The 25189-nt window shown below is 60.9% G+C and carries 28 protein-coding genes; 19 read left to right on the top strand and 9 right to left on the bottom strand.

The window, feature by feature from the left end; translation table 11 throughout:
- Window positions 1-18 precede the first annotated feature (18 nt).
- Window positions 19-660, bottom strand: a complete 642-nt coding sequence (locus IWX85_RS08450; protein WP_196869446.1) for a trimeric intracellular cation channel family protein — start codon at window positions 658-660, stop codon at window positions 19-21.
- 109 nt (window positions 661-769) lie between these two features.
- Between IWX85_RS08450 and IWX85_RS08445 the strand changes: the two genes are divergently transcribed.
- Window positions 770-1525: a sulfite exporter TauE/SafE family protein gene (locus IWX85_RS08445; protein ID WP_196869445.1), complete on the top strand. Its 756-nt coding sequence runs from the start codon at window positions 770-772 to the stop codon at window positions 1523-1525.
- Window positions 1526-1579: 54 nt separating this feature from the next.
- Here IWX85_RS08445 and IWX85_RS08440 read toward each other — a convergent pair whose 3' ends face one another.
- Both IWX85_RS08440 and kefC read right to left on the bottom strand, forming a co-directional pair.
- On the bottom strand, window positions 1580-2524 hold the full coding sequence (locus IWX85_RS08440) for a delta(1)-pyrroline-2-carboxylate reductase family protein (protein WP_196869444.1): 945 nt from the start codon (window positions 2522-2524) through the stop codon (window positions 1580-1582).
- 101 nt (window positions 2525-2625) lie between these two features.
- Window positions 2626-4464, bottom strand: coding sequence for a glutathione-regulated potassium-efflux system protein KefC (kefC, locus tag IWX85_RS08435; RefSeq protein ID WP_196869443.1), 1839 nt, complete (start codon window positions 4462-4464; stop codon window positions 2626-2628).
- Window positions 4465-4671: 207 nt separating this feature from the next.
- Between kefC and IWX85_RS08430 the strand changes: the two genes are divergently transcribed.
- Window positions 4672-5127, top strand: coding sequence for a MaoC family dehydratase (locus IWX85_RS08430; protein ID WP_036805936.1), 456 nt, complete (start codon window positions 4672-4674; stop codon window positions 5125-5127).
- Between the two features lie 25 nt (window positions 5128-5152).
- Here IWX85_RS08430 and IWX85_RS08425 read toward each other — a convergent pair whose 3' ends face one another.
- Complete coding sequence (locus IWX85_RS08425; protein ID WP_196869442.1) at window positions 5153-5632, bottom strand: tRNA (cytidine(34)-2'-O)-methyltransferase; 480 nt, start codon at window positions 5630-5632, stop codon at window positions 5153-5155.
- A gap of 88 nt (window positions 5633-5720) precedes the next feature.
- Window positions 5721-6446, bottom strand: coding sequence for a ComF family protein (locus IWX85_RS08420; RefSeq protein WP_196869441.1), 726 nt, complete (start codon window positions 6444-6446; stop codon window positions 5721-5723).
- Between the two features lie 181 nt (window positions 6447-6627).
- Here IWX85_RS08420 and IWX85_RS08415 point away from each other — a divergent pair, with 181 nt between their 5' ends.
- The 8 genes from IWX85_RS08415 to IWX85_RS08385 all read left to right on the top strand — a co-directional run bounded on the left by IWX85_RS08415 (window position 6628) and on the right by IWX85_RS08385 (window position 13157).
- Window positions 6628-7530, top strand: coding sequence for a methyltransferase domain-containing protein (locus IWX85_RS08415; RefSeq protein WP_036805926.1), 903 nt, complete (start codon window positions 6628-6630; stop codon window positions 7528-7530).
- Between the two features lie 195 nt (window positions 7531-7725).
- On the top strand, window positions 7726-8220 hold the full coding sequence (locus tag IWX85_RS08410) for a DUF2244 domain-containing protein (protein WP_036805923.1): 495 nt from the start codon (window positions 7726-7728) through the stop codon (window positions 8218-8220).
- Between the two features lie 114 nt (window positions 8221-8334).
- The gene (coxB, locus tag IWX85_RS08405) at window positions 8335-9540 is read left to right on the top strand and encodes a cytochrome c oxidase subunit II (RefSeq protein ID WP_370584250.1); all 1206 of its coding nucleotides are present in this window, start codon (window positions 8335-8337) and stop codon (window positions 9538-9540) included.
- A gap of 93 nt (window positions 9541-9633) precedes the next feature.
- Window positions 9634-11268, top strand: coding sequence for a cytochrome c oxidase subunit I (ctaD, locus tag IWX85_RS08400; protein WP_036805919.1), 1635 nt, complete (start codon window positions 9634-9636; stop codon window positions 11266-11268).
- 5 nt (window positions 11269-11273) lie between these two features.
- Window positions 11274-11396: a cytochrome oxidase small assembly protein gene (locus IWX85_RS20390; RefSeq protein ID WP_370584249.1), complete on the top strand. Its 123-nt coding sequence runs from the start codon at window positions 11274-11276 to the stop codon at window positions 11394-11396.
- A gap of 32 nt (window positions 11397-11428) precedes the next feature.
- On the top strand, window positions 11429-12007 hold the full coding sequence (locus IWX85_RS08395; RefSeq protein WP_196869511.1) for a cytochrome c oxidase assembly protein: 579 nt from the start codon (window positions 11429-11431) through the stop codon (window positions 12005-12007).
- A 2-nt stretch (window positions 12008-12009) separates the two neighbouring features.
- Window positions 12010-12216: a DUF2970 domain-containing protein gene (locus IWX85_RS08390; protein ID WP_370584248.1), complete on the top strand. Its 207-nt coding sequence runs from the start codon at window positions 12010-12012 to the stop codon at window positions 12214-12216.
- A 56-nt stretch (window positions 12217-12272) separates the two neighbouring features.
- Entirely contained in the window at window positions 12273-13157 is an 885-nt protein-coding gene (locus tag IWX85_RS08385) for a cytochrome c oxidase subunit 3 (RefSeq protein WP_196869439.1), read from the top strand.
- A gap of 89 nt (window positions 13158-13246) precedes the next feature.
- Here IWX85_RS08385 and IWX85_RS08380 read toward each other — a convergent pair whose 3' ends face one another.
- Window positions 13247-13468, bottom strand: a complete 222-nt coding sequence (locus IWX85_RS08380) for a twin transmembrane helix small protein (RefSeq protein WP_196869438.1) — start codon at window positions 13466-13468, stop codon at window positions 13247-13249.
- Between the two features lie 18 nt (window positions 13469-13486).
- On the opposite strand from IWX85_RS08380, the gene IWX85_RS08375 reads away from it, so the two are divergent.
- The 5 genes from IWX85_RS08375 (at window position 13487) to IWX85_RS08355 (ending at window position 17925) form a co-directional block, all read left to right on the top strand.
- Window positions 13487-14233, top strand: coding sequence for an SURF1 family protein (locus IWX85_RS08375; RefSeq protein ID WP_196869437.1), 747 nt, complete (start codon window positions 13487-13489; stop codon window positions 14231-14233).
- Between the two features lie 99 nt (window positions 14234-14332).
- On the top strand, window positions 14333-14965 hold the full coding sequence (locus IWX85_RS08370) for a hypothetical protein (protein ID WP_196869510.1): 633 nt from the start codon (window positions 14333-14335) through the stop codon (window positions 14963-14965).
- A 232-nt stretch (window positions 14966-15197) separates the two neighbouring features.
- The gene (locus IWX85_RS08365; protein ID WP_196869436.1) at window positions 15198-16382 is read left to right on the top strand and encodes a heme A synthase; all 1185 of its coding nucleotides are present in this window, start codon (window positions 15198-15200) and stop codon (window positions 16380-16382) included.
- Complete coding sequence (gene cyoE, locus IWX85_RS08360) at window positions 16379-17296, top strand: heme o synthase (protein ID WP_036805896.1); 918 nt, start codon at window positions 16379-16381, stop codon at window positions 17294-17296. Before IWX85_RS08365 ends, cyoE begins: the two co-directional genes overlap by 4 nt.
- The gene (locus tag IWX85_RS08355) at window positions 17293-17925 is read left to right on the top strand and encodes an SCO family protein (RefSeq protein ID WP_196869435.1); all 633 of its coding nucleotides are present in this window, start codon (window positions 17293-17295) and stop codon (window positions 17923-17925) included. Before cyoE ends, IWX85_RS08355 begins: the two co-directional genes overlap by 4 nt.
- 76 nt (window positions 17926-18001) lie before the next feature.
- Here the strand turns inward: IWX85_RS08355 and rpoH are convergent, their stop codons facing one another.
- The 3 genes from rpoH to ftsY all read right to left on the bottom strand — a co-directional run bounded on the left by rpoH (window position 18002) and on the right by ftsY (window position 20876).
- On the bottom strand, window positions 18002-18970 hold the full coding sequence (rpoH, locus tag IWX85_RS08350; RefSeq protein WP_196869434.1) for an RNA polymerase sigma factor RpoH: 969 nt from the start codon (window positions 18968-18970) through the stop codon (window positions 18002-18004).
- Between the two features lie 330 nt (window positions 18971-19300).
- Window positions 19301-19603 carry a hypothetical protein gene (locus tag IWX85_RS08345; protein ID WP_370584247.1) on the bottom strand — a complete coding sequence of 101 codons (303 nt, stop codon included), beginning with the start codon at window positions 19601-19603 and terminating at the stop codon, window positions 19301-19303.
- 85 nt (window positions 19604-19688) lie between these two features.
- Entirely contained in the window at window positions 19689-20876 is a 1188-nt protein-coding gene (gene ftsY / locus IWX85_RS08340; RefSeq protein ID WP_196869433.1) for a signal recognition particle-docking protein FtsY, read from the bottom strand.
- A 46-nt stretch (window positions 20877-20922) separates the two neighbouring features.
- Between ftsY and IWX85_RS08335 the strand changes: the two genes are divergently transcribed.
- The 4 genes from IWX85_RS08335 (at window position 20923) to coaD (ending at window position 25187) form a co-directional block, all read left to right on the top strand.
- Entirely contained in the window at window positions 20923-22413 is a 1491-nt protein-coding gene (locus tag IWX85_RS08335) for a pitrilysin family protein (RefSeq protein WP_231379644.1), read from the top strand.
- A gap of 31 nt (window positions 22414-22444) precedes the next feature.
- Entirely contained in the window at window positions 22445-23920 is a 1476-nt protein-coding gene (locus IWX85_RS08330; protein WP_036805888.1) for a pitrilysin family protein, read from the top strand.
- Window positions 23917-24591 (top strand): 16S rRNA (guanine(966)-N(2))-methyltransferase RsmD, encoded by a 675-nt coding sequence (gene rsmD / locus IWX85_RS08325; protein WP_196869431.1) that lies wholly within the window; start codon window positions 23917-23919, stop codon window positions 24589-24591. The genes IWX85_RS08330 and rsmD overlap by 4 nt, the downstream gene beginning before the upstream one ends.
- A 98-nt stretch (window positions 24592-24689) precedes the next feature.
- Window positions 24690-25187: a pantetheine-phosphate adenylyltransferase gene (gene coaD, locus IWX85_RS08320; RefSeq protein ID WP_196869430.1), complete on the top strand. Its 498-nt coding sequence runs from the start codon at window positions 24690-24692 to the stop codon at window positions 25185-25187.
- Window positions 25188-25189 lie beyond the last annotated feature (2 nt).

Raw genomic sequence — 25189 nt, 5'->3', positions numbered from 1 at the left:
CGCCGGAACTTTGCCGCCTCAGACCCGCCAGGCCGGCAGTTCCCAGTTGCGCCACAGCGCCACGAGGCGCAAGCCGGCCGTCACGGTGGCGCAGGCCACCAGCGCCATCCAGCCCGGCGCGTCCAGCAGCCACAGCCCCACATACACCCAGCCGCCGGCAAAGGCGCAGACGGCATACGGCCGGTGGTCCCTAAATGCGGTGGGCACTTCATTGCAGACCATGTCGCGCAGCACGCCGCCGAACACGCCGGTGGTCAGCCCCATCAGCACCGCCACCAGCATCGGCATTTGCGCATCCAGCGCCAGGTGAACGCCGGTCGCCGTGAACAGGCCCAGCCCCAGCGCATCCGGCCACTGGATGGACTTTTCGGTCACTTCAAAATGGTGCTGGCGCAAGAACAGCATCGCCAGCACGCACAGCGCCATCACGCCCCAGAGCAGTTCGACATGCCAGACCCAGAAAAAAGGCCGCTGGTCGAGCAGCAGGTCGCGCAGCGTACCGCCGCCAAAGGCCGCCAGAAAGGCGACCACGCAGACGCCGACGGCATCGAGCTTTTTGCGCGCCGCTTCCAGCAGGCCCGACACGGCAAAAGCAGCCGTGCCCGCCAGTTCGACCAGCAGGCGCAGCGTTTCTCCCCAGGATTGAATGTCTGCCAGCATGCGGCTATTGTCGTGCGGCCAGCGCTTGCTGCACGGCGGGTAACATGGCGCACTTTGTTGTCGCCACGCCCGCCTTGCCGCCCGGCGCGGGCCAGAAAGACCTGCCGCCGTGGACTTCCCGCTGATCACCGACCCCTTCTTTTACACCGTCGCCGTGCCGGCCGTGCTGCTGCTGGGCATCAGCAAGAGCGGCTTTGGCGCCGGCTTTGGTTCGCTGGCGGTGCCCATGATGGCGCTGGCCATCACCGTGCCGCAGGCCGCTGCGATCCTGATGCCGCTGCTGCTGCTCATGGACCTGCTCGGCATCGCCGCGTTCCGCAAGGATTTTGACTTCCAGCTCCTGAAATTTCTGGTGCCCTTTGGCCTGGTGGGAACGGTGGTGGGCGCACTGCTGTTCCGGGTGCTTGATGCCCAGACGGTCGCGGCCCTTGTAGGCGCTTTCACGCTGCTGTTTTTGGCGCAGCGCCTGCTGTTTCCCCCTCGGCCTGACAGTGCACCGCCGCCAAAATGGCTGGGCGCGCTGCTGACCATCACCTCGGGGTTCACCAGCTTCGTCGCCCATGCCGGCGGCCCGCCAATCAGCGCCTATGTCATTCCGCTGCGCCTGAGCCCGGTCAAGTTCACCGCCACCATGGCGTTTTTCTTTTTTGTCATCAACCTGTCCAAGTGGATTCCCTATGCCTGGCTGGGCCTGCTCGATTGGCGCAACATGGCGACCTCGCTGGTGCTGCTGCCGCTGGCGCCCATTGGCGTGTGGGTGGGCGTGCGCATGGCCCGCACCATCAGCCCGCTGTGGTTTTACCGGATTCTGTATGGCGGCATGTTTTTGACGGGGGTCAAGCTGCTGTGGGACGGATTTCACTAGGCGCCGCTAATTTATCAGGGCGGCAACCGGGAAAGATGGAAAGCCCGCAGGTTTTCAGGCGGACGGGTCGGCCATGCAGCGGGCTGCGGCCAGATCCCAGCCGCCCCATCCGCAACTTTTGAAAAACACCGGGCCGCTGGCCAGCCGGTCGGCCTGACGGGTCCAAGCCGCGGTATTGCCCACCACATCGGCCAGCGTCGGCAGGGCGGTCACGTCGATGCCTGCCTGCAGCAGGTCGCCGGCTTCATGGTCGGCGTCGCGGGTATCGACCACCAGCGTGCCTTCTGCGGCCAGGCGGCGGCAAATTTCGGCATCCCACTCGACCATCGCGGGCGTGAAGGCGCCCACGGCTGCGACAAACGCATCCGGCCCCGGCATGGCGCGCAAGGCGACCTGCTGGGCCGGTGTGGTGCTGACGACCATCGGGCAGTCGGCCATTGCGGCGTCGGCGTCATCGACCCGCCGGGCACGCAGACCCAGCGTCCGGGCGTGTTGCACCAAGGCATCGGCGCTGGCGGGGTTGCGCGAAGCCACCCACACTTCCTGCAGACTCAGGCCGGCGTGAAAGGCTTCCAGATGAGAGCGCCCCTGCACACCTGCCCCGACGATCAGCAAAGGGCCGTCGGTGCGCCTGGCCAGCTTTTGCGCGGCCAGCAGCGACACGGCGGCCGTGCGGCGCGCGGTGACGGTCGGGCCGTCCAGAATCGCCATCCGGCTGCCGGTGACCACGTCGAACATCACGATATCGCCCTGGATGCTGGGCAGGCCGCGGCTGGCGTTGCCCGGCGTGAAGGTGATGAGCTTGGTGATGGCGACGCGGGCGTCGGTCGCCGGCATGACGAACAGGCTGCCACCACCCGGCAGCGGCTGCACGATGCGCGCCGGGACAACCACCGCCGGGTCGCGCAGCACGGCTTCAATCTGTCGCGCCAATGCCGGGTAGGGCAAGGCAAGGGCGGTTTCGGCAGCGCTTAAAACGGTGGGGGCAGCTTGGGTCATGGGCGAATCCTGGAAGTTTTGCAATGCAGGGAGCAACTGGGTTGTGACTTGATGCTATTTAAATAGTAGCTGATTACGCCCGTCAGTGTTGCGCAAGAAGCCTATTTGATCACTATTTCAGCCCGTGCTTCCTGCGCCTGCCGCACCAACTGCTCGCGCTCCAGCTTCATCTGCGCTTCGAGCTGCCTGCGTCCCTGCTTGGCCACGGCGATGAATTTTTCGCGGTTGTTGCGGTGCGGGTACATCTGCTCGAACAGTGCCAGGTTGTGCTGGCGAAAGCGTTCGGCGGCCTGCTGCGCGGCGTCCTGTGGCTGGCCCAGCAGTTCGAGCACCGTGCGGGCGCTGCGCAGGCTGGAGTCGAACAGTTCGCGCTCGACGCGCACCACGCCCCGGTCGCGCAGGGCGTTCCAGTGCGACACATCCCGGGCACGGGCGACGATCTGCAGCTGTGGAAAGTTCTCCTTGACCATGTCGACGATTTTCAGCGACTGCTCCACGTCATCGACCGACAGCACCAGAATTTTGGCCTGGGCCGCGCCCGCCGTGCGCAGCAGGTCCAGCCGGGTGGCATCGCCATAGAACACGCGGTAGCCGAACGTGCGAATAGTTTCGATCATGTCGGCGTCATGGTCCAGCACCGTGGCCGAAATACCCTGCGCCAACAGCATGCGGCCGATGATCTGGCCGTAGCGGCCAAAGCCGGCAATAATGACCGGCGCTTCCTGCGGCTCGGAGATTTCTTCCATCGTTGATTTCTTGCCCTTGACATAGCGCGGCAGCAGCAGCTTGTCGATGGCCACCAGCAGCAGCGGGCTGATGAGCATGGACAGCGCCACGGCGCCGATCAGCAGCGAAGCGGTTTGCGACGAAAATACCCGGGCGCCGGCCGCCGCCTGGAACACCACGAAGGCAAATTCGCCGCCTTGCGCCAGCAGCAGGGCAAACACCGGCCTTTCCTGCCAGGGCAGCGTCATCGCCGTTGCCAGACCGTAGATGGCGAGCAGCTTCAAGCCCAGAAAGCCGGCCAGGATGGCGAGCATCTGGCCCGGGAATTTCCACAGCACGCCAAAGTCGATGCTCATGCCGACGGCGATGAAAAACAGGCCCAGCAGCAAGGCCTTGAACGGCTCGATGTCGGTTTGCAACTCGCGCCGGTATTCGCTTTCGGCCAGCAGCACGCCGGCCAGAAAAGCGCCCAATGCCATCGACAGGCCGACGAGTTGCATCAGCGCGGCAATGCCGACCACCAGCAGCAACGACGCGGCGGTGAAGATTTCGGGTGTGCCGCTGTTGGCAATCCAGCGCAGCACCGGCCGCAGCAGCAGCCGGCCGCCGAGAATGATGCCGGCAATGACAGCTATGATTTTTATAGCTTCAAGCGCCCGGTGCGGCTGCGCCAGCGCCTCATTTGATCCATCAATCGTCGCCAGCAGCGGCATCAGCGCCAGAATCGGAATGGCCGCCACGTCCTGGAACAGCAGGATCGAAAAACCGGCTTGTCCGCTGGAGGTGCGCATCAGGTTGCGTTCATGGATCGACTGCAAGGCAATGGCCGTGGACGACAGCGCCAGCCCCAAACCGGCCACCAGCGCGGTCTGCCAGGCAATGCCAAACGCCATCGCCGTGCCGGTCAGCAGCGCCGCGCAGCTCAGCATCTGGGCGCTGCCCCAGCCAAAGATGGGGCGGCGCAGGCTCCACAGCCGCTTGGGCTCCAGCTCCATGCCGATCAGGAAGAGCATCAGCACCACGCCGAATTCGGCAAAATGAAGGATGTCCTGCACATTGGTGACCAGCCCGAGTCCCCACGGCCCGATGGCGATGCCGGCGGCCAGGTAGCCAATGATCGAGCCCAGGCCGAGCTTTTTGGCCAATGGCACAGCCACCACGGCGGCGGACAGGTAAATGAAGCTGTTGATCAGCCAGACCGGCGCGTGGTTCATTCAGGGCTCACGGCTGCAGTCGTGCAGGCCAGCCGCCGGGGCTGGAAACAGGTTTTTTGGAGTACGTGCATCGGGCAACGATAGCGGAAAAGCCAAGCGCCACCTGCAACAAACAAGATTTTTGTCGGCGGTGTTTTTGCACCCGGACTGTCACCCAACCGACACCCGGCCAGCTTCCCGTACCAGCCATCCGGCTACAGTGGCTTGATGAAAACTTTTCAAACCCTGTCTGACCTGGCGGCCTGCACCGGCCAGGAAGTCGCCGTCAGCGACTGGCTTACCATCACGCAGCAACAGGTCAACCTGTTTGCCGAGGCCACCGGCGACCACCAGTGGATTCATATTGACCCTGAAAAAGCCGCCGCCGGTCCGTTTGGCACGACGATTGCGCACGGCTTTCTGACGCTGTCGCTGCTGCCGAAGTTTTTTGAGTCGTCGATGGAAATCATCGACTGCCGCATGGGCGTGAACTATGGCCTGAACAAGGTGCGTTTCACCGCGCCCGTGCCGGTTGGCAGCCGTTTGCGCGCCCGGATGACGCTGCTGAGCGCCGAGCCGATCGAGGGCAACGGCCTGCAGATGGCGTGGAACGTGACGGTGGAGCGTGAAGGCGCGGACAAGCCGGTGTGCGTGGCCGAATCGCTGGTGCGGCGCTACCCGTGAAACGTGTGGTTTGACGCCGTCGGGCTCAGCCGGGCAGGGCGGCACCGGCAAAACCGTTTTGCCGCCAACCCTCGAACACGGTGACAGCCACGCTGTTGGACAGGTTCAGGCTGCGCTGGCCGGCGAGCATCGGTACTTTCAAACGCTGGCCCGGGCCAAATGATGCGCGTACTTCTGGCGCCAGTCCCTTGGTTTCAGAGCCGAACACCAGCCAGTCACCCGGAAAAAAATGCGCACCGTACATCGTGCTCGAGCCCTGCGTGGTCAGGGCAAACAGCCGTTCAGCTACTGGCTGCTCGCTGGCCAGGAATGCTGGCCAGCTGGCATGGCGCAGCACTTGGGCGTACTCGTGGTAGTCCAGCCCGGCGCGTCGCATGTGCTTGTCATCCATTGAAAAACCCAGCGGCTCGACCAGGTGCAGCCGACAGCCGGTGTTGGCTGCCAGGCGAATCACGTTGCCGGTGTTGGGTGGAATCTCGGGCTCGACCAGGACGATGTTGAACATGGGTTGACAAGGGGAGGGGAAAGGGCCGCGCCTTGAACAGCGGATCAATGACGACGAAGGCAGCAGCGCGGTGAATGGAGCGGCGATTCTAGGCGGGCGCCGTGCGCGCCAGCACCACCGCCGTAATCTGCGCCGCGCCGGCATCCCGCAGCGCCTGAGCTGCCGAAAAGAGCGACGCGCCGCTGGTCATCACGTCATCCACCAGCACCACGCGCCGGCCGGCCAGTTCGCTGGCGCGCAGCGGATCGACCTGGAAAGCCCCCCTGACATTGGACAGCCGGGCTTCCCGCCCGAGCTGGCTTTGCGGACGCGCGTGCTTCAGCCGCAGCAGAAGCCGCGTATCGGCCCGGGCCCGGGTCCCGGACTGGCGCGCCAGGGCGCTGGCCAGTTCCCACGCCTGGTTGAAGCCGCGCGTTTGCAGCCGCTCGGCCGACAGCGGCAGGGGAAGCAGCCAGTCCTGCGCGTCCATCTCGCCCAGTGCCTGCGCCACCCCGGGCGTCTGGAGCAGCAGGCCGGCAAAGAAACCGGCCCAGCCGGGCTGCTCGCCAAACTTGTAGCGTGAAATCAGCGCCGACCAGGGATAGGCATAAGGCACGGCGGCCAGCGTGACGTCCATGGGCGGGCGCTGGCGCATGCAAGCGGCGCAAAGACGCGGGTCTGTTCGTGGCAGTTCACTCGGCAGCAGCGTGGGCAGGGGCAGCGCGCACACCGCGCAGCAGGGCGGGCACGGCATGAAGCGCGCCAGGCAGGGCTGGCAGACCTGCGCTGCCGGCCAGCTGTGGCACACGGCGCACTGGCTGGCCAGGCTGGGCATGAATCGGCGAAGGGCAGGCAGGCGTTGGAACACCGTGTCAATATACTCGGCCCGACCTTGTGCCACCATTGTTCCGTTCCCAAATCAATCCGATATGTCGTTGCTTCGCCTTGCCGTGCTTCAACACTGACTGCGTCTTCGCGCCTAATCTCGGATTGATTTGAAAACGGAATTACCCCTCATGACCACCACCTCGCGTCCACCCACGCTCGATCCGAACGCCGTCAATCGCTGGCAGCGAACGGCACCCCTGACATCACCCTGGCTGCATGAGGAAGTGGCCAGCCGCATGCGCGACCGGCTGGAGTGGATCAAGCTCAAGCCGCAGGCCTGGGCCCATTGGGGCGCCTTGCGCGGCGGACTGAAGGCCCATGCCGAACTCGCGAAAACTTATCCAGATTCAGCATGTTTTATTACTGAGGTGCAGGAAGGGCGGGCACAGGTAGCTATTAAAAACATAGTTAAACCGTGGTGGAACCCAAGCCAGTGGCGCGCCGCGCCGGTGCGTTTCGAGATGCCGCCGCCGGACAGCGTGGACATGCTGTGGGCGAACATGGCGCTGCACGAATCCGCCGATCCGCAGGCGCTGCTCGCCCAGTGGCACCGCGCCCTGAAGGTCGATGGATTCCTGATGTTTTCATGCCTCGGACCCGATACCGCCCGAGAGCTGCGTTCGCTGTACGCCCGTCTGGGCTGGCCACCCGCAGGCCATGAACTGACCGACATGCACGATTGGGGCGACATGCTGGTGCAAACTGGCTTTGCCGAGCCAGTGATGGACATGGAGCGCATCACGCTGACGTATGAAACACCGCAACGCCTGCTGCAGGAACTCGGTGAACTCGGCCGCAATTTTCATCCCGCCCGGTTTGCAGGCTTAAGGGGCAGGGCTTGGAAGTCAAGACTAGAGCGTGAACTGGCAACGCAACTTACAGGCAGCGACGGCCGGCTGTCGCTGACGTTCGAAGTTATTTATGGCCATGCACTGAAGGCCAGGCCGAAATTCAAGGTGAGTGCGCTCAGTGCGGTGTCGGTCGAAGACATGCGCAGGATGCTGCAAAGCGGTTCGAGCACCTCGGGTTGATCTGTCGGTCCTGCTGCGTGGCAAAACATTCTGATGCATTGTGTTTAAGGCTTTTGCGGTTTTCCTAAAAAGGATTGAGAAAGATTCTGTTCAAATCAATAAATCCAGGTCGTCTGAGAGAGATTCAAGTCTTGTCATGCCTGTTTTCCTCTCCTGTTTTTTCACGTTGCCTGCTGTTTTCGTGAGGGTTGTCCCATGTTGCAATCGTCTCCGGCTTTTCAATTTGCCACCCTGTCGTCAAACCATGTCGCTACCCAGGGCTCGGTCGTGCTATGGCGTCTGAAGCGGCACAGCGCGATCTCGCCGCCACAACTCGGATGGTTCTATCTGTCGCTCTGCCTTGCATGCCTTGGAGTGGCGGCGGTTTTGTCTTCGCAGAACGCTTCGGTCGTGATGACATTTGCCTTGCTGGCGATTGGCACCGGATTTGTTGTTTATTCGCGTCATGCGGGCGATTTTGAAAAGATATTTTTGCAGGACGGGCAACTGGTAATCGAACTTGAAACCGCTGGCCGGACCAAGCGGGCCGCATTCAATCGGGAGTGGGTTCGCATCGAGCCCAAGAATGAAGACGGTTCCCTGATCGAAGTGTCGGGCCAGGGCCGCTCGGTGCGGGTGGGCCGCCATGTCCGGCCAGATTTGCGGCCCCTGCTGGCCCGCGAAATACGCTTTGCCTTGCGCACCTGCTGACCCATGGCCGGCATGTTGCTGCCTCATTTCCGATTTTGGAAATTTGACCTGTCGCAAACTTTATAATCATCGGTTAATTCAATCAGTAATTGAAGCAGAAAAAAAGTGATCACGATGAACCTGAGCAACTCCATGAGCAAATTGACACGGCTTGGCTTTCAGCATGCAGGCTCGGCAGGTGTCTTTGCAGCATCCTGGCTGAGCACTGCTGCCTATGCCGTCAACGATCTGCCTGGCGGCCCGGCGGTCAACCAGCTCAATCTTCATCCTGCCGTCACCCGCATTGCTGAAGAGCAGCACTGGCTTCACTGGTTCATGATGATCATCTGCGTGCTGATCTTTGTGGCTGTTTTTGGTGTGATGTTCTATTCCATCCTGAAACACCGCAAATCGGTCGGGCACAAGGCAGCCAATTTTCATGAGTCAACCGTTGTCGAGATTGCCTGGACCATCGTTCCTTTTGTCATCGTCATTGCCATGGCCCTGCCTGCCACCAAGGTTCTGGTTGCCCAGAAAGACACCACCAGCGCCGACCTGACCATCAAGGCGACCGGCATTCAGTGGAAATGGGGCTACGACTATATCAAGGGCGAGGGCGAAGGCATCGGCTTTGTCTCGACGCTGGACACTGCGCAGCGCCAGATGTCCAACAACGGCGGACCCAAAGCCGGTGAAACAGCACCTGACAACTACCTTCTCAAGGTGGACAATCCTCTGGTGGTTCCAGTCAACAAGAAAATCCGCATCATCACGACTGCCAACGACGTGATACATGCCTTTGCCGTGCCAGCCTTTGGCATCAAGCAGGATGCGATTCCCGGGTTTGTGCGCGACACCTGGTTTCGTGCTGAAAAGATTGGTGACTTCTATGGCCAGTGCCAAGAACTCTGCGGCAAGGAGCATGCCTACATGCCCATCCATGTCAAGGTGGTTTCCGCTCAGGACTATTCGGCTTGGGTTGCCGTGAAAGCCAAAGAGGCTGCTGCCCTGGCCGATGATCCGTCGAAAGTTTGGATGCTCGTGGACCTCAAGGCCCGCGGGGAAAAGGTGTACACCGCCAACTGCGCTGCATGTCACCAGGCCAACGGCAAGGGCGCCGGCCCCATCAAGCCTCTAGATGGATCAGCCATCGTGCTGGATGCCGATCACAACAAGCAAATCCAGATTCTTTTGAATGGCGCCGCAGGCGGTGCCATGCCATCCTGGAAAGCGCTGAGCGATACCGACCTGGCCGCCGTGTCAAGCTACACCAAGAACAACTGGTCCAACCAGACGGGGCAAATTGTCCAGCCCGCCGAGTTTCAGGCTGCGCGCAAGTAAATCCACCATTGATAAATGACGGGCTGCCGAGCGATTCGTTCTCGGCCCTAGAAGACAAAAAGCTACAGGCACAAGCCACCAAAGGAAGCCAAGATGAGTGCAGTTCTAGACCATCCCGATCACGCGCATGATGCCCACGATCACCATGCCCCGACGGGCTGGCGCCGCTGGGTGTTTGCCACCAACCACAAGGACATTGGCACGCTTTACCTGCTGTTCAGCTTCGCGATGCTGATGTTCGGTGGTGTCCTGGCGCTCCTGATCCGGGCCGAGTTGTTCCAGCCCGGTTTGCAGCTTGTGAATCCGGAACTGTTCAACCAGCTTACGACCATGCACGGCCTGATCATGGTGTTCGGCGCCATCATGCCGGCGTTCGTTGGTTTTGCGAACTGGATGATTCCGTTGCAGATTGGCGCTTCGGACATGGCGTTTGCCCGCATGAACAACTTCAGCTTCTGGCTGATGATTCCCGCGGCCTTGATGCTCACCACATCCTTCCTGCTACCAGGCGGCGCGATGGCTGGCGGCTGGACCATGTATGCGCCGCTGTCGCTGCAGATGGGGCCGGCGATGGATGCCGGTATTTTCGCGATTCACCTGCTGGGTGCTTCGTCCATCATGGGTTCGATCAACATCATCGTGACCATTTTGAACATGCGCGCACCCGGCATGACCTTGATGAAAATGCCGATGTTTTGCTGGACCTGGCTGATCACGGCTTACCTGTTGATCGCTGTGATGCCGGTGCTTGCTGGTGCCATCACAATGACGCTGACCGACCGCCACTTCGGAACCAGTTTTTTCAATCCGGGCGGCGGCGGCGATCCGGTGATGTTCCAGCACATCTTCTGGTTCTTCGGCCATCCCGAGGTCTACATCATGATCTTGCCTGCCTTCGGCATCATCAGCCAGATCATTCCGGCGTTTTCACGCAAGCGCCTGTTTGGCTATGCCTCGATGGTGTATGCGACCGGCTCGATTGCCATCCTGAGCTTCGTCGTATGGGCTCACCACATGTTCACCACCGGCATGCCGGTAACCGGTCAACTGTTCTTCATGTACTCGACCATGTTGATCGCTGTGCCGACCGGTGTGAAGGTGTTCAACTGGATCGCCACGATGTGGAAGGGTTCGATGACGTTCGAGACGCCGATGCTTTTTGCGGTCGGTTTCATCTTCGTGTTCACCATCGGCGGTCTGACCGGCGTGATCCTGGCGGTGGCACCGATTGATACCCAGCTGCAGGACACTTACTACGTGGTGGCCCACTTTCACTATGTCCTGGTAGCTGGGTCGCTCTATGCGATGTTTGCCGGTTATTACTACTGGAGCCCCAAGTGGACCGGTGTAATGTACAGCGAGCGCCGTGGCCAGATCCATTTCTGGTGGTCGCTGATTTCGTTCAACGTCACATTTTTCCCGATGCACTTCCTTGGGCTTGCCGGCATGCCGCGCCGTTATGCTGACTACCCGATGCAGTTCGCCGACTTCAATGCAATTGCCAGCGTCGGCGCCTTCTTCTTCGGCTTTGCACAGGTGTATTTCTTCTTTTTCGTGGTACTGCCGGCGATGCGCGGCAAGGGCGTACCAGCCAAGGCCAATCCCTGGCTGGACGAAGGTGGCAAGGGCGCAGAGGGCCTGGAATGGGAAGTTCCGTCGCCTGCGCCTTTCCATACCTTTGAAACACCGCCCAAGCTCGATGCGACGGCAACCCGCGTGATTGCCTGAAACTGATGTCCCATCCCATGAAACCTGGCCAGAAAAAAAGCAATATTCGACTTGCCCTGATCCTGGCGTCGGTGGTTGTCGTTTTCTTCTTTGGTTTCATGGCCAAGATGATCTTTCTCGGCCGTTGAGTCTAAAAAGCTTCAAGTCCTGGCAATTCACAATGCTCAAACGCGAAAATTTCAACATGTTGGGAAAGCTGGGTGTAATCGTGCTCGGCATGTTCTGCTTCGGCTATGCGCTGGTTCCAATTTACAAGGCCATTTGCGAGATGACCGGCATCAACGTGCTGGCTTTGGGCGACCGGCAGATACCCGGTGCAACCGCCTCGCTGCCGGCCAATACACAGGTTGACCGCACCCGCACCATCACCGTGGAGTTCGACGCCAACTCACGCGGCCCTTGGCATTTCAAGCCGGCCCAGAATTCTTTGCAGGTGCATCCCGGGGAATTGACGACCGTCATGTATGAATTTCAGAATGTGCAGAACCGCACCATGTCGGCGCAGGCCATTCCCAGTTATGCACCAGCGCAGGCAGGCTCACATTTCAACAAGCTGGAATGCTTCTGCTTCAGCCAGTACACCCTTGCACCTGGTGAGAAAAAGCAGTGGCCGGTTGCGTTTGTGATTGACCCGAAACTGTCTAGGGATGTTAAAACCATCACGCTGTCCTATACCTTTTTTGAGGTGGGCGGCAAGACACCAGCCGTTCCGGATGTATTAAAAGCGGCAGGTGCCTGAAGGTGGCAAAAATCCCCTTGCGCAAATTATCACTTTGGCGAACCGTCAAGGCAGTCGCCTGGTCTTTCATTGGCTTGCGGGCCAGAGGCGACTATGAAGAAGATGTCAAAAACCTGAGCCCACTTCACATCATTGCCGTCGGACTGGTTGGCATTTTTGTATTTGTGGCGGTTCTGGTGCTGCTGGTGAACTGGGCGGTTGCGCGTTAGCCGCCACGGCTAATTAAAAGATTATTGAAATTTGAGAGAAAAACAGGAGTCGAGTGATGTCAGCAGCAACCCATGGGGCAACCCCTTACTATTTCGTGCCCGGACCTTCAAGTCGTCCAGTCATGTCCGCCATCGGCCTGTTTTTTGTGATCTTGGGCGCAAGCCAATGGATCAATGGGGCCGGCTGGGGGGCATGGTGCCTGGCTTTTGGCATGTTGTTCTGGCTCGGCACGTTGTTTCAGTGGTTTCGCGACTCGATTGCCGAAAGTGAAGGCGGCATGTACGGTCACAGGATTGATTTGTCCTATCGCTGGAGCATGAGCTGGTTCATTTTTTCAGAAGTGATGTTTTTTGGTGCTTTTTTCACTGCGCTCTGGTGGGCACGTGCGCATTCGATACCCGCCTTGGGAAGCCTCGACAACGCCTTGCTCTGGCCTGACTTCAAGGCCGTCTGGCCCAGCCTTGTTGCGGTCGGGGCGACTGCGTCGCCTGCCGGCATCGTAGAACCATTTTCAACCGTGGGACCATTCTGGTTGCCCACCATCAACACCGCATTGCTATTGAGTTCAGGCGTGACACTGACGATTGCCCACCATGCATTGCGTGAAAACCACCGGGGCCGCACGATTGCCTTTATGTGGCTGACGGTGCTGCTTGGCATTGTGTTCCTGTGCGTTCAGGGTTACGAATACTTTCATGCCTATTCAGATCTCAACCTGAAACTAAGTTCTGGTATTTATGGTTCGACCTTTTATATGCTGACCGGCTTTCACGGCTTCCATGTACTGGTCGGCATGCTGATGCTGCTGTTCATCACGTTGCGTTTGCAAAAGGGTCATTTCACCGCTGACAAACACTTTGGCTTTGAAGGCGCAGCCTGGTATTGGCACTTCGTGGACGTGGTGTGGCTGGGGCTTTATATACTGGTGTACTGGTTGTAGTTTTCCTGGCGGTTGATCTAGCCGCCATGGAATGCTGAGTTTCTTTGAAAAAGGCCGCTTGATGCGGTCTTTTTTATTGACACGCCTTATTATTTTCCGACCGGGATGCCGGTCGGCTGGAGATAACCCAGTTTCCATGAGATCAGAATGCATACAAACAGCAATACCGAGAACCCGACGCGAAACGCCAATGCACGCGCCATGTTGCTGGTTTTTCGTTTGCCGTCAGTCCCGTCTTTCATCATGAAAAAAAGAGCAGCGCCTAAGCTGGTAAGAATAGCGATGAATGCCAGTGCAACAAGATAAGTCATGAATCCTATTATCAGCCTATGACTCCTGCCTTGCATTCCCGAAATTTCTGGATTCTCACGCTAGCGGCACTAATAGTCGCAGGGGGCACCTTTTCGCTGGGACAGTGGCAGTTGAGCCGTGCTTCCCAAAAAGAAGCTGTCCAGGCTGAAATCAATGCCAAGACTAACTTGTTCCCGCTTGATAGCCGCGCATTGTCGGCCAGCGAAAACATGCCTGCTGAAATTTACCGGCAGGCTGTGCTCCAGGGCGTGTGGCAAGCGGAGCGCACGGTCTACCTTGACAACCGTCCGATGAACGGACGCAGCGGCTTCTGGGTGCTGACGCCATTGAGGCTAGAAAGCACTGGCCGGGTAATTGTGATTCAGCGTGGATGGGCTCCTCGGGATTTTGCCGAACGTTCCCGCTTGCCACCTGTGATCACACCGGCGGGCGTGGTCGTGGTCCGAGGCCGTATTGCCCCGCCACCCTCAAAGCTTTATGAGTTCAAAGGTGTAGATACAGGGCCGATACGGCAAAATCTTGATCTGCCAGCTTATAGAGAAGAAATTGGTTCTCTGCTGTTTGAACAAGTTTCCCTGTTGCAGACCGACGCGCCCAGCGAAGGTTTGCTGCGTGAATGGGCAGCTCCCAATCTGGGGGTCGACAAGCATTATGGCTATGCCTTCCAATGGTTTGGATTGTGCCTGATGGTGGTTATTTTATATGTCTGGTACCAGATCATTCTTCCTTTTCGTGCTTCCTTGCGCGCCCAGCGCGGCGATTAACCGGCCTTGAATACCGTGACAAAAGATTCCCCTGACTCATCCTTTTTGCATTCCGCTTCCGCTGCTAAGGACCATCCGCTGGGCTTGACTGTCCATGCCATGCCAGCGATCAACCCGTCCGCAATAGGTTCAGAAAATACCCGTTCGGGCCGCTGGAAAATGACTCTTCTCTTGCTGGTGTGCGCCAGCCCGGTCGTGGCTTCCTATTTCATGTATTACGTGGTCAGGCCCGAGGGGCGCCGCAACTTCGGTGAGTTGATCAGCCCCCAGCGTCCCTTGCCACCCCTGGCCACGCAGACGCTGGACGGCAAGGCCGGCGAACTCAGCACTTTAAAAAACCAATGGCTGCTGCTAAGCGTTGCCGGCGGGGCCTGCGACACGCGCTGCGAGCAAAACCTGTATTTCCAGCGTCAGCTGCGCGAATCGCTGGGCCGGGAAAAGGACAGGCTGGACCGCGTCTGGCTGGTGGATGACGACATCCCGGTACGCCAAGCCCTGCTGCCAGCCCTGACGGCTGCCACGGTCCTGCGGGTGCCACCCGGTGCTTTGGCCCAGTGGCTTGAGCCGGCGCCGGGCAAACGCCTTGAGGATCATCTATACCTGGTGGACCCGTTGGGGAATCTGATGATGCGTTTTCCTGCCGACATGGATGCTGAAGCCGGTGCCAAGGCCAAGCGCGACCTGGACCGCTTGCTGCGCGCCTCCAGCAGCTGGGACAAGGAAGGCCGGTGAGTATGGCCCCCACGCTCCCCACTTCGTGTGGTTCGCCGCCCCCCGGGGGGGCTGCTGCGCCTGCGGCCCGGCAAAGCCGGTTCCGCGGCCCCTGCTGGCGTGGAATGCTGTTGCTCTTGGTGGCAGTGTGCAGCACCGAGGTTGCCGGGTCTGTGGCTTGGTTAAGACGGTTTTACGGGCGCTGCTGCGTCAACACATCATTACGCTTGGCAAAAGCCGGCTCTTTTTAGACATGGATACACAAGACCTTTACAACCTTAGTCCGGCCGTGCGGCTGATGCTCATGGGACTCGTGGTGGCGCTCGGGCCGCTGGCTTGGGTCTGGGCGCGAAACAAGAATGCGCCGGTGGCCCAGAGGCTGCGCGTGCTGACGCTGGTCACCTTGTTTCTCACCTTTGACTTGGTGGTCTTCGGCGCTTTTACCCGATTGACCGATTCAGGCCTGGGCTGCCCGGATTGGCCAGGCTGCTATGGCAGCGCCAGCCCCGTCGGTGCGCAATTGCACATCGATGCCGCCCAGAGCGCAATGCCCACCGGCCCGGTGACGCATGCCAAGGCCTGGATTGAAATGATCCACCGCTATCTGGCCACCGGCGTTGGCGTACTGATCCTGACCCTGACGCTTGTCACCTGGATGGCCCGCCGCGAGCAGCAACCCGGCGCAGGAATTCCAACACCAACGTCTGTGCTTTCGCCGTGGTGGCCCACCGCCACTTTGGTCTGGGTTTGCCTGCAAGGCGCATTTGGCGCGCTCACGGTGACGATGAAGCTGTTTCCGGCCATCGTGACGATGCATCTGCTGGGAGGCCTGATCCTGTTGGCCTTGCTGCGCGCGCAGTCAGTTCGCTACGCCCAGGGGCATGAACAAGAAAAACCGAGCGTTATGAGTACCGCCAACCGGCGCTTCGTGCTGGCCGCCTTTGCCATGCTGTGGCTGCAGATTGCGCTGGGCGGATGGGTGAGCACCAATTACGCCGTGCTGGTCTGCACCGATTTCCCGTCTTGCCAGGGTTCATTCTGGCCATCGATGGATTTCAGCCAAGGGTTCACGCTGTGGCGCGAACTGGGCGCAAGCCATGAGGGCGGTTACATCAGCTTTCAGGCGCTGACGGCCATTCACTATGTCCATCGCCTGGCGGCCTACGTGGTGTTTGCCGTGTTGATGCTGCTGGCGCTGCGCCTGCACAGGATGCGGGCGTTTCGCCTTCAGGCGCGCTGGCTCGCCGGTCTGATGCTGTTGCAGGTGGCCACCGGATTGAGTAATGTGGTGCTGGGCTGGCCATTGCTGGCGGCTGTCGGTCACACTGGTGGTGCTGCGGCGCTGGTGGTGGTCCTGACGGGCATTGTTTTTTCCAGCCAGACATCGCCCGCGCGGGCGCGTGTTTCTTCCTTGAATGCGTCGAGAATGTCTGCATGAATTCCCCTCATCCGTCCGCTGCCACGCCAACCGGCGTGCGTGCCTCGTCACGTTTCAGCCAGTTTTACGTGCTGACCAAGCCGCGTGTGGTGCAGCTCATCGTGTTTTGTGCGTTGATCGGCATGGTGCTGGCGGTCCCGGGACTCCCAAGCTGGTCCGATGTCCAGCTTGCGGTGGTTGCCTGCGCTGGTATCTGGCTGGTCGCTGGCGCGGCCGCGGCTTTCAACTGCATGGTTGAGCAGCAGATTGATGCCAAGATGCGACGCACCGCCTGGCGACCGACTGCCCAAGGCCAGCTCAGCAACCCGCTGACATTGACTTTTTCTGTCGGCCTGTGCGCCCTGGGATCGTGGATTTTGTATGTGTGGGTCAATCCGCTCACCATGTGGCTTACCTTTGCGACCTTTGTCGGCTATGCCGTGGTGTACACCGTGATCCTGAAGCCGCTGACGCCGCAGAACATCGTTATCGGCGGCGCTTCGGGCGCCATGCCTCCGGTGCTCGGATGGGCTGCCATGACCGGTTCGGTCGGCCCTGAAGCGCTCATCCTTTTCCTGATCATTTTCTTGTGGACGCCGCCACATTTCTGGGCGCTGGCGCTTTACCGCGTTGAAGACTACCGCAAGGCCGGCCTGCCGATGCTGCCTGTCACGCATGGCAACGAATTCACCCGGCTGCAGATTTTTCTCTACACGTTGGTGTTGTTCGCTGCCTGCCTGATGCCTTTCATCTTCAAGATGAGCGGCTGGCTCTATCTGGTGGCAGCGGTGGGGCTGAGTATTGGTTTTAGCGCTTATGCCTGGATGCTCTGGAAAAATTATTCCGATGCGCTGGCACGCAAGACCTTTCGTTTTTCGCTGATCCACCTGTCTGCCTTGTTTGCAGCATTGCTTCTGGACCACTACCTCCTATGAAAAACACATTGACCATGCACCCTTCCAGAAGGCGTGCTGTCAAAATCCTGGCAAGCCTTGCGGCGATGTCGCTGACTTCCGCCTGGCTGACGGCTTGCGCGCCCGACAAGCCCCAGTTCAAGAGCATCGACCTGACCGGCGCCGACTATGCGCAGGGTTTTTCCCTGCTGGACCACAACGGTCAGTTGCGCACCGTCAAGGATTTCGCCGGCAAGGTCGTGGTGGTGTTTTTCGGCTTTACCCAGTGTCCTGACGTGTGCCCGACCTCGATGGCCGAGTTGGCCGAGGTCAAGCGGCTGCTGGGAGCCGATGGCGCCAAGCTCCAGGCGATTTTCATCACGCTGGACCCGGAACGCGACACTCCTGAACTCCTCAAGGCGTACATGGGCAATTTTGATCCCGGTTTTCTGGCACTCCGGCCGACGCCCGAGCAACTCCCGCAAGTCGCCAAGGAGTTCAAGATATATTACAAGAAGGTCGACGGCAAGACCAAGGGCAGCTACACCATGGACCATTCGGCAGGCAGCTATATTTATGACCCGAAAGGTCGCATACGTTTGTACAACCGCTACGGCTCGGGGGCGGAAGTCCTCGCATCCGATATTCGCCTGCTGATCAAGACCAGTTAAAAAAAGCCTGCCACTTTTCAGCGCAGGCTTTCAATCACGCTCACTTTGCAAGGCCGGTATTCGCCGGCCCGCGCGTTCAGACGTAGGTCGCCAGGACTTTCTTCATTTTCTTCATCGCCGCCACCTCGATCTGGCGAATGCGCTCGGCGCTGACCTTGTATTCGGCCGCCAGGTCGTGCAGCGTCATGCCGCCCGAACCGTCGTCGTTCACGTTGAGCCAGCGCTCTTCGACAATACGGCGAGCGCGCGGATCAAGTTCCTCCAGCGCGGTGCTCAGGCCGCCGGTCATCAGGTCATCACGCTCGCGCGATTCGATCAGCGACGTAGGTTCCTGCGCGCTGTCTGCCAGATAGGCGATCGGACCAAAGGCGTCTTCGCCATCGTCGCTTGGACTTGGATCAAGCAGGACATCGCCGCCGGACATGCGCTGCTCCATCTCGATGACTTCCTCGCGCTTGACATTGAGCGTCTGCGCCATCGAGTCGATCTGTCCCTCGGTGAGCGTGTCGCGGTGTGTGGCAACATTGGCATCATCCTTGTAGCTCTGCTTCATCGAGCGCAGGTTGAAGAACAGCTTGCGCTGGGCCTTGGTGGTAGCCACCTTGACCATGCGCCAGTTCTTCAGGATGTACTCGTGGATCTCGGCCTTGATCCAGTGCATGGCGTAACTCACCAGACGCACGTTCTGGTCAGGATCAAAGCGCTTGACCGCCTTCATCAGGCCGATGTTGCCTTCCTGGATCAGGTCGCCGTGGGGCAGGCCGTAGCCCAGGTACTTGCGGGAAATCGACACCACCAGACGCAGGTGCGACAGCACCATTTTTCCGGCCGAATCGAGATCGTTGTTTTCCTTGAGTTTTTTCGAAAACTCCTGCTCCTGCTCCAGCGTCAGCATGGGCAGGCGGTTGACCGCCGAAATATAGGCATCAAGATTGCCCAGCGGGGGCACCATCGACCAAGGATTGAGTGTGGCCACGGTGTTGGCCGACATGGAAGGCGCAACCGCAGCAGACATCATTGACTTGGGGGAAAGGGCATAAGACATTGCAACACTCCTTTTCGCTAATGCTAAATATTAGCACTCCACTGTGGAGAGTGCCAGGCAACGTGTTCAATGGCGTCAATAGCGCAAGACTAATCAGCGTTAACCCTGGCTGTCAGACAGAATTTTGACCGCTTGGTTCATCAGACTTGGTTTCGGTCTTGTAAAGCTGCAGGACTGGCGCGACCCTGAGGCAAGAAATCCAACCTTTGATTTCTGGAGTGAGGTCTAAAAATAACAGTGAGAAATGCTTATTACGCAATGCCTGCATGAATTTATTGCTATTTAAAATATAGCAGCTGAATTGGCGGGTCCCAGCAAATCAGCCGGCTTTCAGGATTCGCGGCGCTCATCGCGGAGTTCGCGCGCTTCGACATCGATCACCTGTCCTGAGGCAGCCTTGTGCGAAGGCTGACGCGCAGGGCCGCTGGTCCACATCCCTGGTTGCGAAAATTTCTGGAAATGGGCAAAGGCCATGAGGGGCGCTGATTTCCGGCCGGTGATCAATGATTTGAGCAGGCTCAAGGCAAACACCGTCAGGGCCACCAACAACAGGCCGACAGCCAGCACGGCAGCAGACAGGGCAAAAACAAGTTTCAACATAAAACGGAAAATCTGACGCAGAGGGTTGTTCACGCGGTCAATCCTTTAAAAACCGCAAGTGGTGACGATCATGCAGTTTTCAATGCCCGCCAAGGGGCGGTCGGCATGACCAGACGCATCAGCCGAGCAGGGCCTGGGCAAATTCGCGGGCATTGAAGGTTTCCAGGTCTTCAAGTTTTTCGCCGACGCCAATGAAATACACCGCCACTGGCCGCAAGCCCGGCGATGCCCTGGCCCGTTCGCGCGCCCACAGCGCGATGGCCGCCAGCACGCCGCCCTTGGCCGTGCCGTCGAGTTTGGTGACGATCAGGCCGGTCAGTTGCAGCGTGTCGTCAAAAGCCTTGACCTGCGCCAGCGCATTCTGGCCGGTGTTGCCGTCGATCACCAGCAGCACTTCGTGCGGTGCCGTGGCGTCGGCCTTTTGCACCACGCGCTTGATCTTGCGCAGCTCTTCCATCAGGTGCAGCTGAGTGGGCAGCCGGCCGGCGGTATCAACCAGCACCACATCCTTGCCGCGTGCCTTGCCAGCGGTGACCGCGTCAAAGCTGACCGCCGCCGGATCGCCGTTTTCCTGGCTGACGATCTCGACCGTGTTGCGGTCGGCCCAGACGCTGAGCTGTTCGCGCGCGGCGGCGCGAAAGGTGTCGGCCGCGGCCAGCAGGACCGAAGCGCCTTCGTTGGCCAAATGGCGCGTGAGCTTGCCGATCGAGGTGGTCTTGCCTGCGCCATTGACACCCGTCACCATGATGACGGTGGGCACGAATTCGCCAATCACCAGCGGCCTTTCGAGCGGTTTGAGCAGCACCGTGATGGATTCGATCAGCGCATTCCTGACGGCCACCGGATGCGTCATGCCGCCTTCCTTGACGCGGCGCCGGACGTCGGCCAGCAGGTGCTCTGTTGCGCTGACGCCGGTGTCGGCCATCAACAGCGCGGTTTCCAGGTCTTCGTAGAGTTGCTCGTCGATCTGGCTGCCGGTGAAGACAGTTGAAATGCTGGAGCCGGTCTTGCGCAGGCCTTGCTGCAACTTGCCGAACCAGCGCTGCCGCTCGGGCGCCACAGCCAGCGCCAGCGCCTGCGGAATGTCGATCGGCGTGACCAGCGCGCTGCCAATCATCGAGCCACCGTTGCCGGCAGGCCTTTTTACCGCAACGGGCGCTGTCGCAGGGACTGAAATTGAAGGCGCGGGCGGCGTGCTTGGCACGGCAGAATCGTCACCGGATTCGAGTCGAACCAGTGGCGCGGGCAGCTCGACAGGCAAGGGCGGCGGGGCGGGGCGTAATTTTTTTTTGAAGAAACTGAACATTGCTTGGTCTTGTAGAGTCCACCATTCTATGAAACACCTCAAGCAAATGGGCGTGAAGCCCCCACTATTGTTTTTCCGGCGCCCGGCATGCGCTTTTTCAGGGCTGCTGCTGTCGGCTGCGCTGGCAGCCGGCCCCGGCCAGGCGGCCCTTGCCCAGGCGCCCGCGCCGGTCGAGCAGTTCACGCTGGCCAACGGCTTGACGGTGATCGTCAAGCCCGACCACCGCGCACCCACGGTGGCGCACATGCTGTGGGTGCGGGTCGGCTCGATGGACGAAGTCGATGGCACGTCGGGCGTGGCCCATGTGCTCGAACACATGATGTTCAAGGGAACACCGACCGTCAAGGCGGGCGAGTTCTCCAGGCGCGTGGCGGCACTCGGCGGCCAGGAAAACGCCTTCACCGGGCGCGACAACACCGGCTATTACCAGCAGATTCCGGCCAGCCGTCTGGAAGATGTGATGCGGCTGGAGGCCGACCGCTTTGCCCACAGCCAATGGGCTGACGATGAATTCAAGCGCGAGATCGAGGTGGTCAAGGAAGAGCGCCGCATGCGCACCGAGGAATCGCCCCACGCCATGCTGCAGGAGCAGGCCAGCGCCGTGACTTTTCTGGCGTCACCGTACCGCCGCCCCATCGTCGGCTGGATGAGCGACCTGGACGCCATGACACCGGGCGACGTGCGCAGCTTCTACCAGCGATGGTACGTTCCGGCCAACGCGGCCCTGGTGGTAGCCGGCGATGTCGAGGTGGCGCAGGTCAGGAAGCTGGCCGAAAAATACTATGGCGCCATTGCCGCGCGCCCGGTGCCCGAGCGCAAGCCGCGCACCGAGCCCGAGCAGGCGGGCCTGCGCCGCATCGACCTCAAGGCGCCGGCCAGCCAGGCGTATGTGAGCATGGCCTTTAAGGTGCCCAAGCTTTCGGCGGCCGATCTGGCGCCAGTGTCCGGCGCCGCTTCACCGGCATCTTCACCGACCCTTGCCACCAGCCGCGATGCGCTGGCGCTGACGGTGCTGTCGGCCGTGCTCGACGGCTACAGCGGCGCACGGCTGGAGCGCGCGCTGGTGCAGGGCCAGTCGGGCGGGCGCGTGGCAGACGGCGCTGGCGCCTCCAGTGGACTTTTCGGACGCGGACCGCAACTGTTCACGCTCTACGGCGTTCCGGCCGCCGGAAAAACCACACAGCAGGTAGCCGACGCCCTGCGCCAGCAAGTCGCCGTGGTGGCGCGTGACGGCGTGAGCCAGGCCGAACTCCAGCGCGTCAAGACCCAGTGGGTGGCCAGCGAGACCTACAAGCTCGACTCGGTGTTCAGCCAGGCACGCGAACTCGGTTCAAACTGGGTCCAGGGCCTGCCGCTCGATGCCAGCGCGCGCCTGATTGCCCAGCTGCGCACGGTGACGACTGGCGAAGTGCAGGCGGTGGCCGGCAAATACTTCGGCGACGACCAGATGACCCTTTCCACCCTGCTGCCGCAGCCGCTGGACCCGAACCGCAAGCCGCGCCCCGCCAGCGCGCCGTCCAGCGGCGACCTGCATTGAGCCGCGCCCTGAATTCAACCAACTGAAACTCATGATGATTGCTACTAAAAAAATAGCTGTTCGCGCAATAGCAGTATGCGCAACTGGCCTGTTTGTTCATACATTTTCACTGGCGACCATTCCCGTCCAGCACTGGACGCAGGCCAGCGGCGCGCAGGTCTATCTGGTCGAAAGCCCGGCCATTGCCATGGTCGATGTCCAAATTGATTTTGATGCCGGCAGCCGGCGCGACCCTCCCGCTCAAGCGGGGCTGGCAAGCATGACGGCGAACATGCTGGAAAAAGGCGTGCGCGCAAGCGCGGAAGCAACAAGCGCGGGCCTGCCAGCTCAAACCCACCAGGGACCGCAGGACCAGCTTCGTCGGACCATCGGCGCAGCCGCCCCCTCGGGGGGCAGCGCAGTACGCGAAGCGACAAGCGTGGGGGCACCAGCACTCGATGAAAACGCCCTGGGTGAGGCCTGGGCCGATCTGGGTGCGGACTTTGGCGCCGGCGCTTCGGCCGACCGCATGAGCTTTTCGCTGCGCTCGCTGACCGATCCGGCCCTGCTCGACCAGGCCGTGGCGCTGGCGGCGCGCCAGATCGCCGAACCTGCCTATCCCGATGCGGTCTGGCAGCGCGAACGCCAGCGCCTGCAGGCCGCGCTCAAGGAGTCCTACACCCGCCCGGCCAGCGTGGTGGGCCGGGCCTACGCAAAGGCGGTGTATGGCACCCATCCGTATGGCCTTGAAATGACCGAAGCCACGCTGGCCAACATCAGCGTTGCGGATTTCCAGGCTGCGCATGCCGCCGGTGTGGTCGCTTGCCGCGCCCGCATCAGCATGGTGGGCGCCGTGAGCCGGGCGCAGGCCGATGCCATGGCTGCGCGCCTGCTGTCTCGCCTGCCCCTGGTGCCCTGCGCCAGCCTGCCGCCGCTGCCGGTCGTGCCCGACGTGGCGCCGCTCGCGCAGGCACAGGACATCGCCATTCCCTTTGATTCGGCGCAGGCGCATGTGCTGATCGGTCAGCCCGGTTTCAAGCGCACCGACCCCGACTACTTCCCACTGACGGTCGGCAACTACATTCTGGGCGGCGGCGGCTTCGTCTCGCGGCTGACGAATGAAGTGCGTGAAAAACGCGGCCTGACCTATGGCATTTCCAGCTCATTCTCTCCGGGCCTGCATGCCGGCAGTTTCAGCATCGGCCTGCAGACCCGGCCCGACCAGGCAGCGCAGGCGGTACGGATCGCGCGCCAGGTGGTGGGCGATTTTGTCGCCAGCGGCCCGACCGAAGCCGAATTGAAGGCCGCCAAGGACAATCTGGTCGGCGGCTTTGCGCTGCGCATCGACAGCAACCGCAAGCTGCTGGGCAACCTGGCCGGCATCGCCTGGAATGACCTGCCGCTCGACTACCTCGACACCTGGACGCAGCAGGTTGAAAAAGTCAGCGTGGCCGACATCAAGGCGGCTTTTGCGCGCAAAGTCCAGCCCGACAAAATGGTGACTGTTATTCTCGGAGCCGCAAAATGAAATACACACCCAAACCCATCGCCTCCGAGCCGGCAGCCAAGCCTTCGGCCAAGGCCAATACCGTCAAGCCCAAGGGCACCGCCCACCTCAAGCCGCCGGGTGAAATCCGCATCATCGGCGGGCAGTACCGGCGCACGAAACTCACCGTGCCGAACCATCCCGGCCTGCGTCCCACGCCCGACCGCGTGCGCGAAACGCTGTTCAACTGGCTCGGCCAGGACCTGACCGGCTGGCGCTGCGCCGACGTCTTTGCCGGCACCGGCGTGTTGGGCTTCGAGGCCGCCTCGCGCGGCGCTGCCGACGTGTTGCTGTGCGAGCAGGACCCCGCGCTGGTGGTGCAGCTCAAGGCGGTGCAGGCCAGGCTCAAGGCCGGCACGGTTCGCATCGAACGCGGCGACGGGCTGAGCGCGCTCAAGCGGCTGGATGCTGGCAGCATGCAGCTGGTGCTGATCGACCCGCCTTTTGACTCCAGCATGTTCGAGCCGGCGCTCAAGGCCGCCGCCCAGGCGATCAGCCTGACCGGCCTGGTGTACCTGGAAGCGCCCCGCGCCTGGCAGGACGACGAATTGCAGGCGCTGGGGCTCAAGGTCCACCGCAGCGCCAAGGCCGGCGCGGTGCATTTTCATTTGCTGACCAGAAGCGACCTGCCAGCGGAGCCTTTGCCGGCTTGAGGCGGGTCGGTGGCAGGTGTCTCAAGCGTCCGCATGGCCTTCAGGGTCACGCTTGGTGCTCAGGCTGTCCAAGCGTAGGCAAGGGCATAATTCTGCGCATGTCCATTCCCCGCATTGCTGTTTATTCCGGGACGTTTGATCCGTTCACCCTTGGCCATGGCGACGTGGTGCGCCGCGCCGCCGCGATGTTTGACCGGCTGGTCATCGCGGTGGCCGTTGCCCATCACAAAAAGGCGCTTTTTTCGCTGTCCGAGCGCGTCGGGCAGGTGCAGCAGGCGACGGCCTCCATCGCGGGCATCCGGGTACTGCCGTTTGACGGCCTGATCATGGATTTCTGTGCCACGCAAAACGCCTGCGCGGTGGTGCGCGGCATTCGCAACCTCACCGACTTTGACTACGAGGCCCAGATGGCCGCCATGAACCGCAAACTGCGCCCGGAGGTGGAAACCGTGTTCTTGCTGCCCGAAGCGCCGCTGGCCTGCATCAGCAGCACGCTGGTGCGCGAGATCAGCAAACTGGGTGGCGATGTGGGCACCATGGTGAGCCCGGCCATCGCGTCCGCGCTGGCCCTCGTCCACACGAAACAAGGAGCTTGATT

It is taken from the genome of Polaromonas sp. CG_9.11 (assembly GCF_015752225.1).
Taxonomy (GTDB): Bacteria; Pseudomonadota; Gammaproteobacteria; order Burkholderiales; family Burkholderiaceae_C; genus Polaromonas.
Note: the sequence above shows the minus strand (reverse complement) of the source record. Positions and strands in the feature narration are given on the sequence as shown.

What these genes read in the sequence shown, in the direction of transcription:
- IWX85_RS08420 (WP_196869441.1), bottom strand. Translation starts at nt 6,446, where the DNA reads ATGCCCAGCCTGGCCAGCCAGTGCGCCGTGTGCCACAGCTGGCCGGCA.
- ctaD (WP_036805919.1), top strand. Translation starts at nt 9,634, where the DNA reads ATGAGTGCAGTTCTAGACCATCCCGATCACGCGCATGATGCCCACGAT.
- IWX85_RS08425 (WP_196869442.1), bottom strand. Translation starts at nt 5,632, where the DNA reads ATGTTCAACATCGTCCTGGTCGAGCCCGAGATTCCACCCAACACCGGC.
- IWX85_RS08395 (WP_196869511.1), top strand. Translation starts at nt 11,429, where the DNA reads ATGCTCAAACGCGAAAATTTCAACATGTTGGGAAAGCTGGGTGTAATC.
- IWX85_RS08380 (WP_196869438.1), bottom strand. Translation starts at nt 13,468, where the DNA reads ATGACTTATCTTGTTGCACTGGCATTCATCGCTATTCTTACCAGCTTA.
- IWX85_RS08440 (WP_196869444.1), bottom strand. Translation starts at nt 2,524, where the DNA reads ATGACCCAAGCTGCCCCCACCGTTTTAAGCGCTGCCGAAACCGCCCTT.
- ftsY (WP_196869433.1), bottom strand. Translation starts at nt 20,876, where the DNA reads ATGTTCAGTTTCTTCAAAAAAAAATTACGCCCCGCCCCGCCGCCCTTG.
- coaD (WP_196869430.1), top strand. Translation starts at nt 24,690, where the DNA reads ATGTCCATTCCCCGCATTGCTGTTTATTCCGGGACGTTTGATCCGTTC.
- IWX85_RS08430 (WP_036805936.1), top strand. Translation starts at nt 4,672, where the DNA reads ATGAAAACTTTTCAAACCCTGTCTGACCTGGCGGCCTGCACCGGCCAG.
- IWX85_RS08365 (WP_196869436.1), top strand. Translation starts at nt 15,198, where the DNA reads ATGGATACACAAGACCTTTACAACCTTAGTCCGGCCGTGCGGCTGATG.
- coxB (WP_370584250.1), top strand. Translation starts at nt 8,335, where the DNA reads ATGAACCTGAGCAACTCCATGAGCAAATTGACACGGCTTGGCTTTCAG.
- IWX85_RS08335 (WP_231379644.1), top strand. Translation starts at nt 20,923, where the DNA reads ATGGGCGTGAAGCCCCCACTATTGTTTTTCCGGCGCCCGGCATGCGCT.
- rsmD (WP_196869431.1), top strand. Translation starts at nt 23,917, where the DNA reads ATGAAATACACACCCAAACCCATCGCCTCCGAGCCGGCAGCCAAGCCT.
- IWX85_RS08450 (WP_196869446.1), bottom strand. Translation starts at nt 660, where the DNA reads ATGCTGGCAGACATTCAATCCTGGGGAGAAACGCTGCGCCTGCTGGTC.
- IWX85_RS08330 (WP_036805888.1), top strand. Translation starts at nt 22,445, where the DNA reads ATGATGATTGCTACTAAAAAAATAGCTGTTCGCGCAATAGCAGTATGC.
- IWX85_RS20390 (WP_370584249.1), top strand. Translation starts at nt 11,274, where the DNA reads ATGTCCCATCCCATGAAACCTGGCCAGAAAAAAAGCAATATTCGACTT.
- IWX85_RS08370 (WP_196869510.1), top strand. Translation starts at nt 14,333, where the DNA reads ATGCCAGCGATCAACCCGTCCGCAATAGGTTCAGAAAATACCCGTTCG.
- IWX85_RS08415 (WP_036805926.1), top strand. Translation starts at nt 6,628, where the DNA reads ATGACCACCACCTCGCGTCCACCCACGCTCGATCCGAACGCCGTCAAT.
- IWX85_RS08355 (WP_196869435.1), top strand. Translation starts at nt 17,293, where the DNA reads ATGAAAAACACATTGACCATGCACCCTTCCAGAAGGCGTGCTGTCAAA.
- IWX85_RS08385 (WP_196869439.1), top strand. Translation starts at nt 12,273, where the DNA reads ATGTCAGCAGCAACCCATGGGGCAACCCCTTACTATTTCGTGCCCGGA.
- rpoH (WP_196869434.1), bottom strand. Translation starts at nt 18,970, where the DNA reads ATGTCTTATGCCCTTTCCCCCAAGTCAATGATGTCTGCTGCGGTTGCG.
- IWX85_RS08410 (WP_036805923.1), top strand. Translation starts at nt 7,726, where the DNA reads ATGTTGCAATCGTCTCCGGCTTTTCAATTTGCCACCCTGTCGTCAAAC.
- cyoE (WP_036805896.1), top strand. Translation starts at nt 16,379, where the DNA reads ATGAATTCCCCTCATCCGTCCGCTGCCACGCCAACCGGCGTGCGTGCC.
- IWX85_RS08375 (WP_196869437.1), top strand. Translation starts at nt 13,487, where the DNA reads ATGACTCCTGCCTTGCATTCCCGAAATTTCTGGATTCTCACGCTAGCG.
- kefC (WP_196869443.1), bottom strand. Translation starts at nt 4,464, where the DNA reads ATGAACCACGCGCCGGTCTGGCTGATCAACAGCTTCATTTACCTGTCC.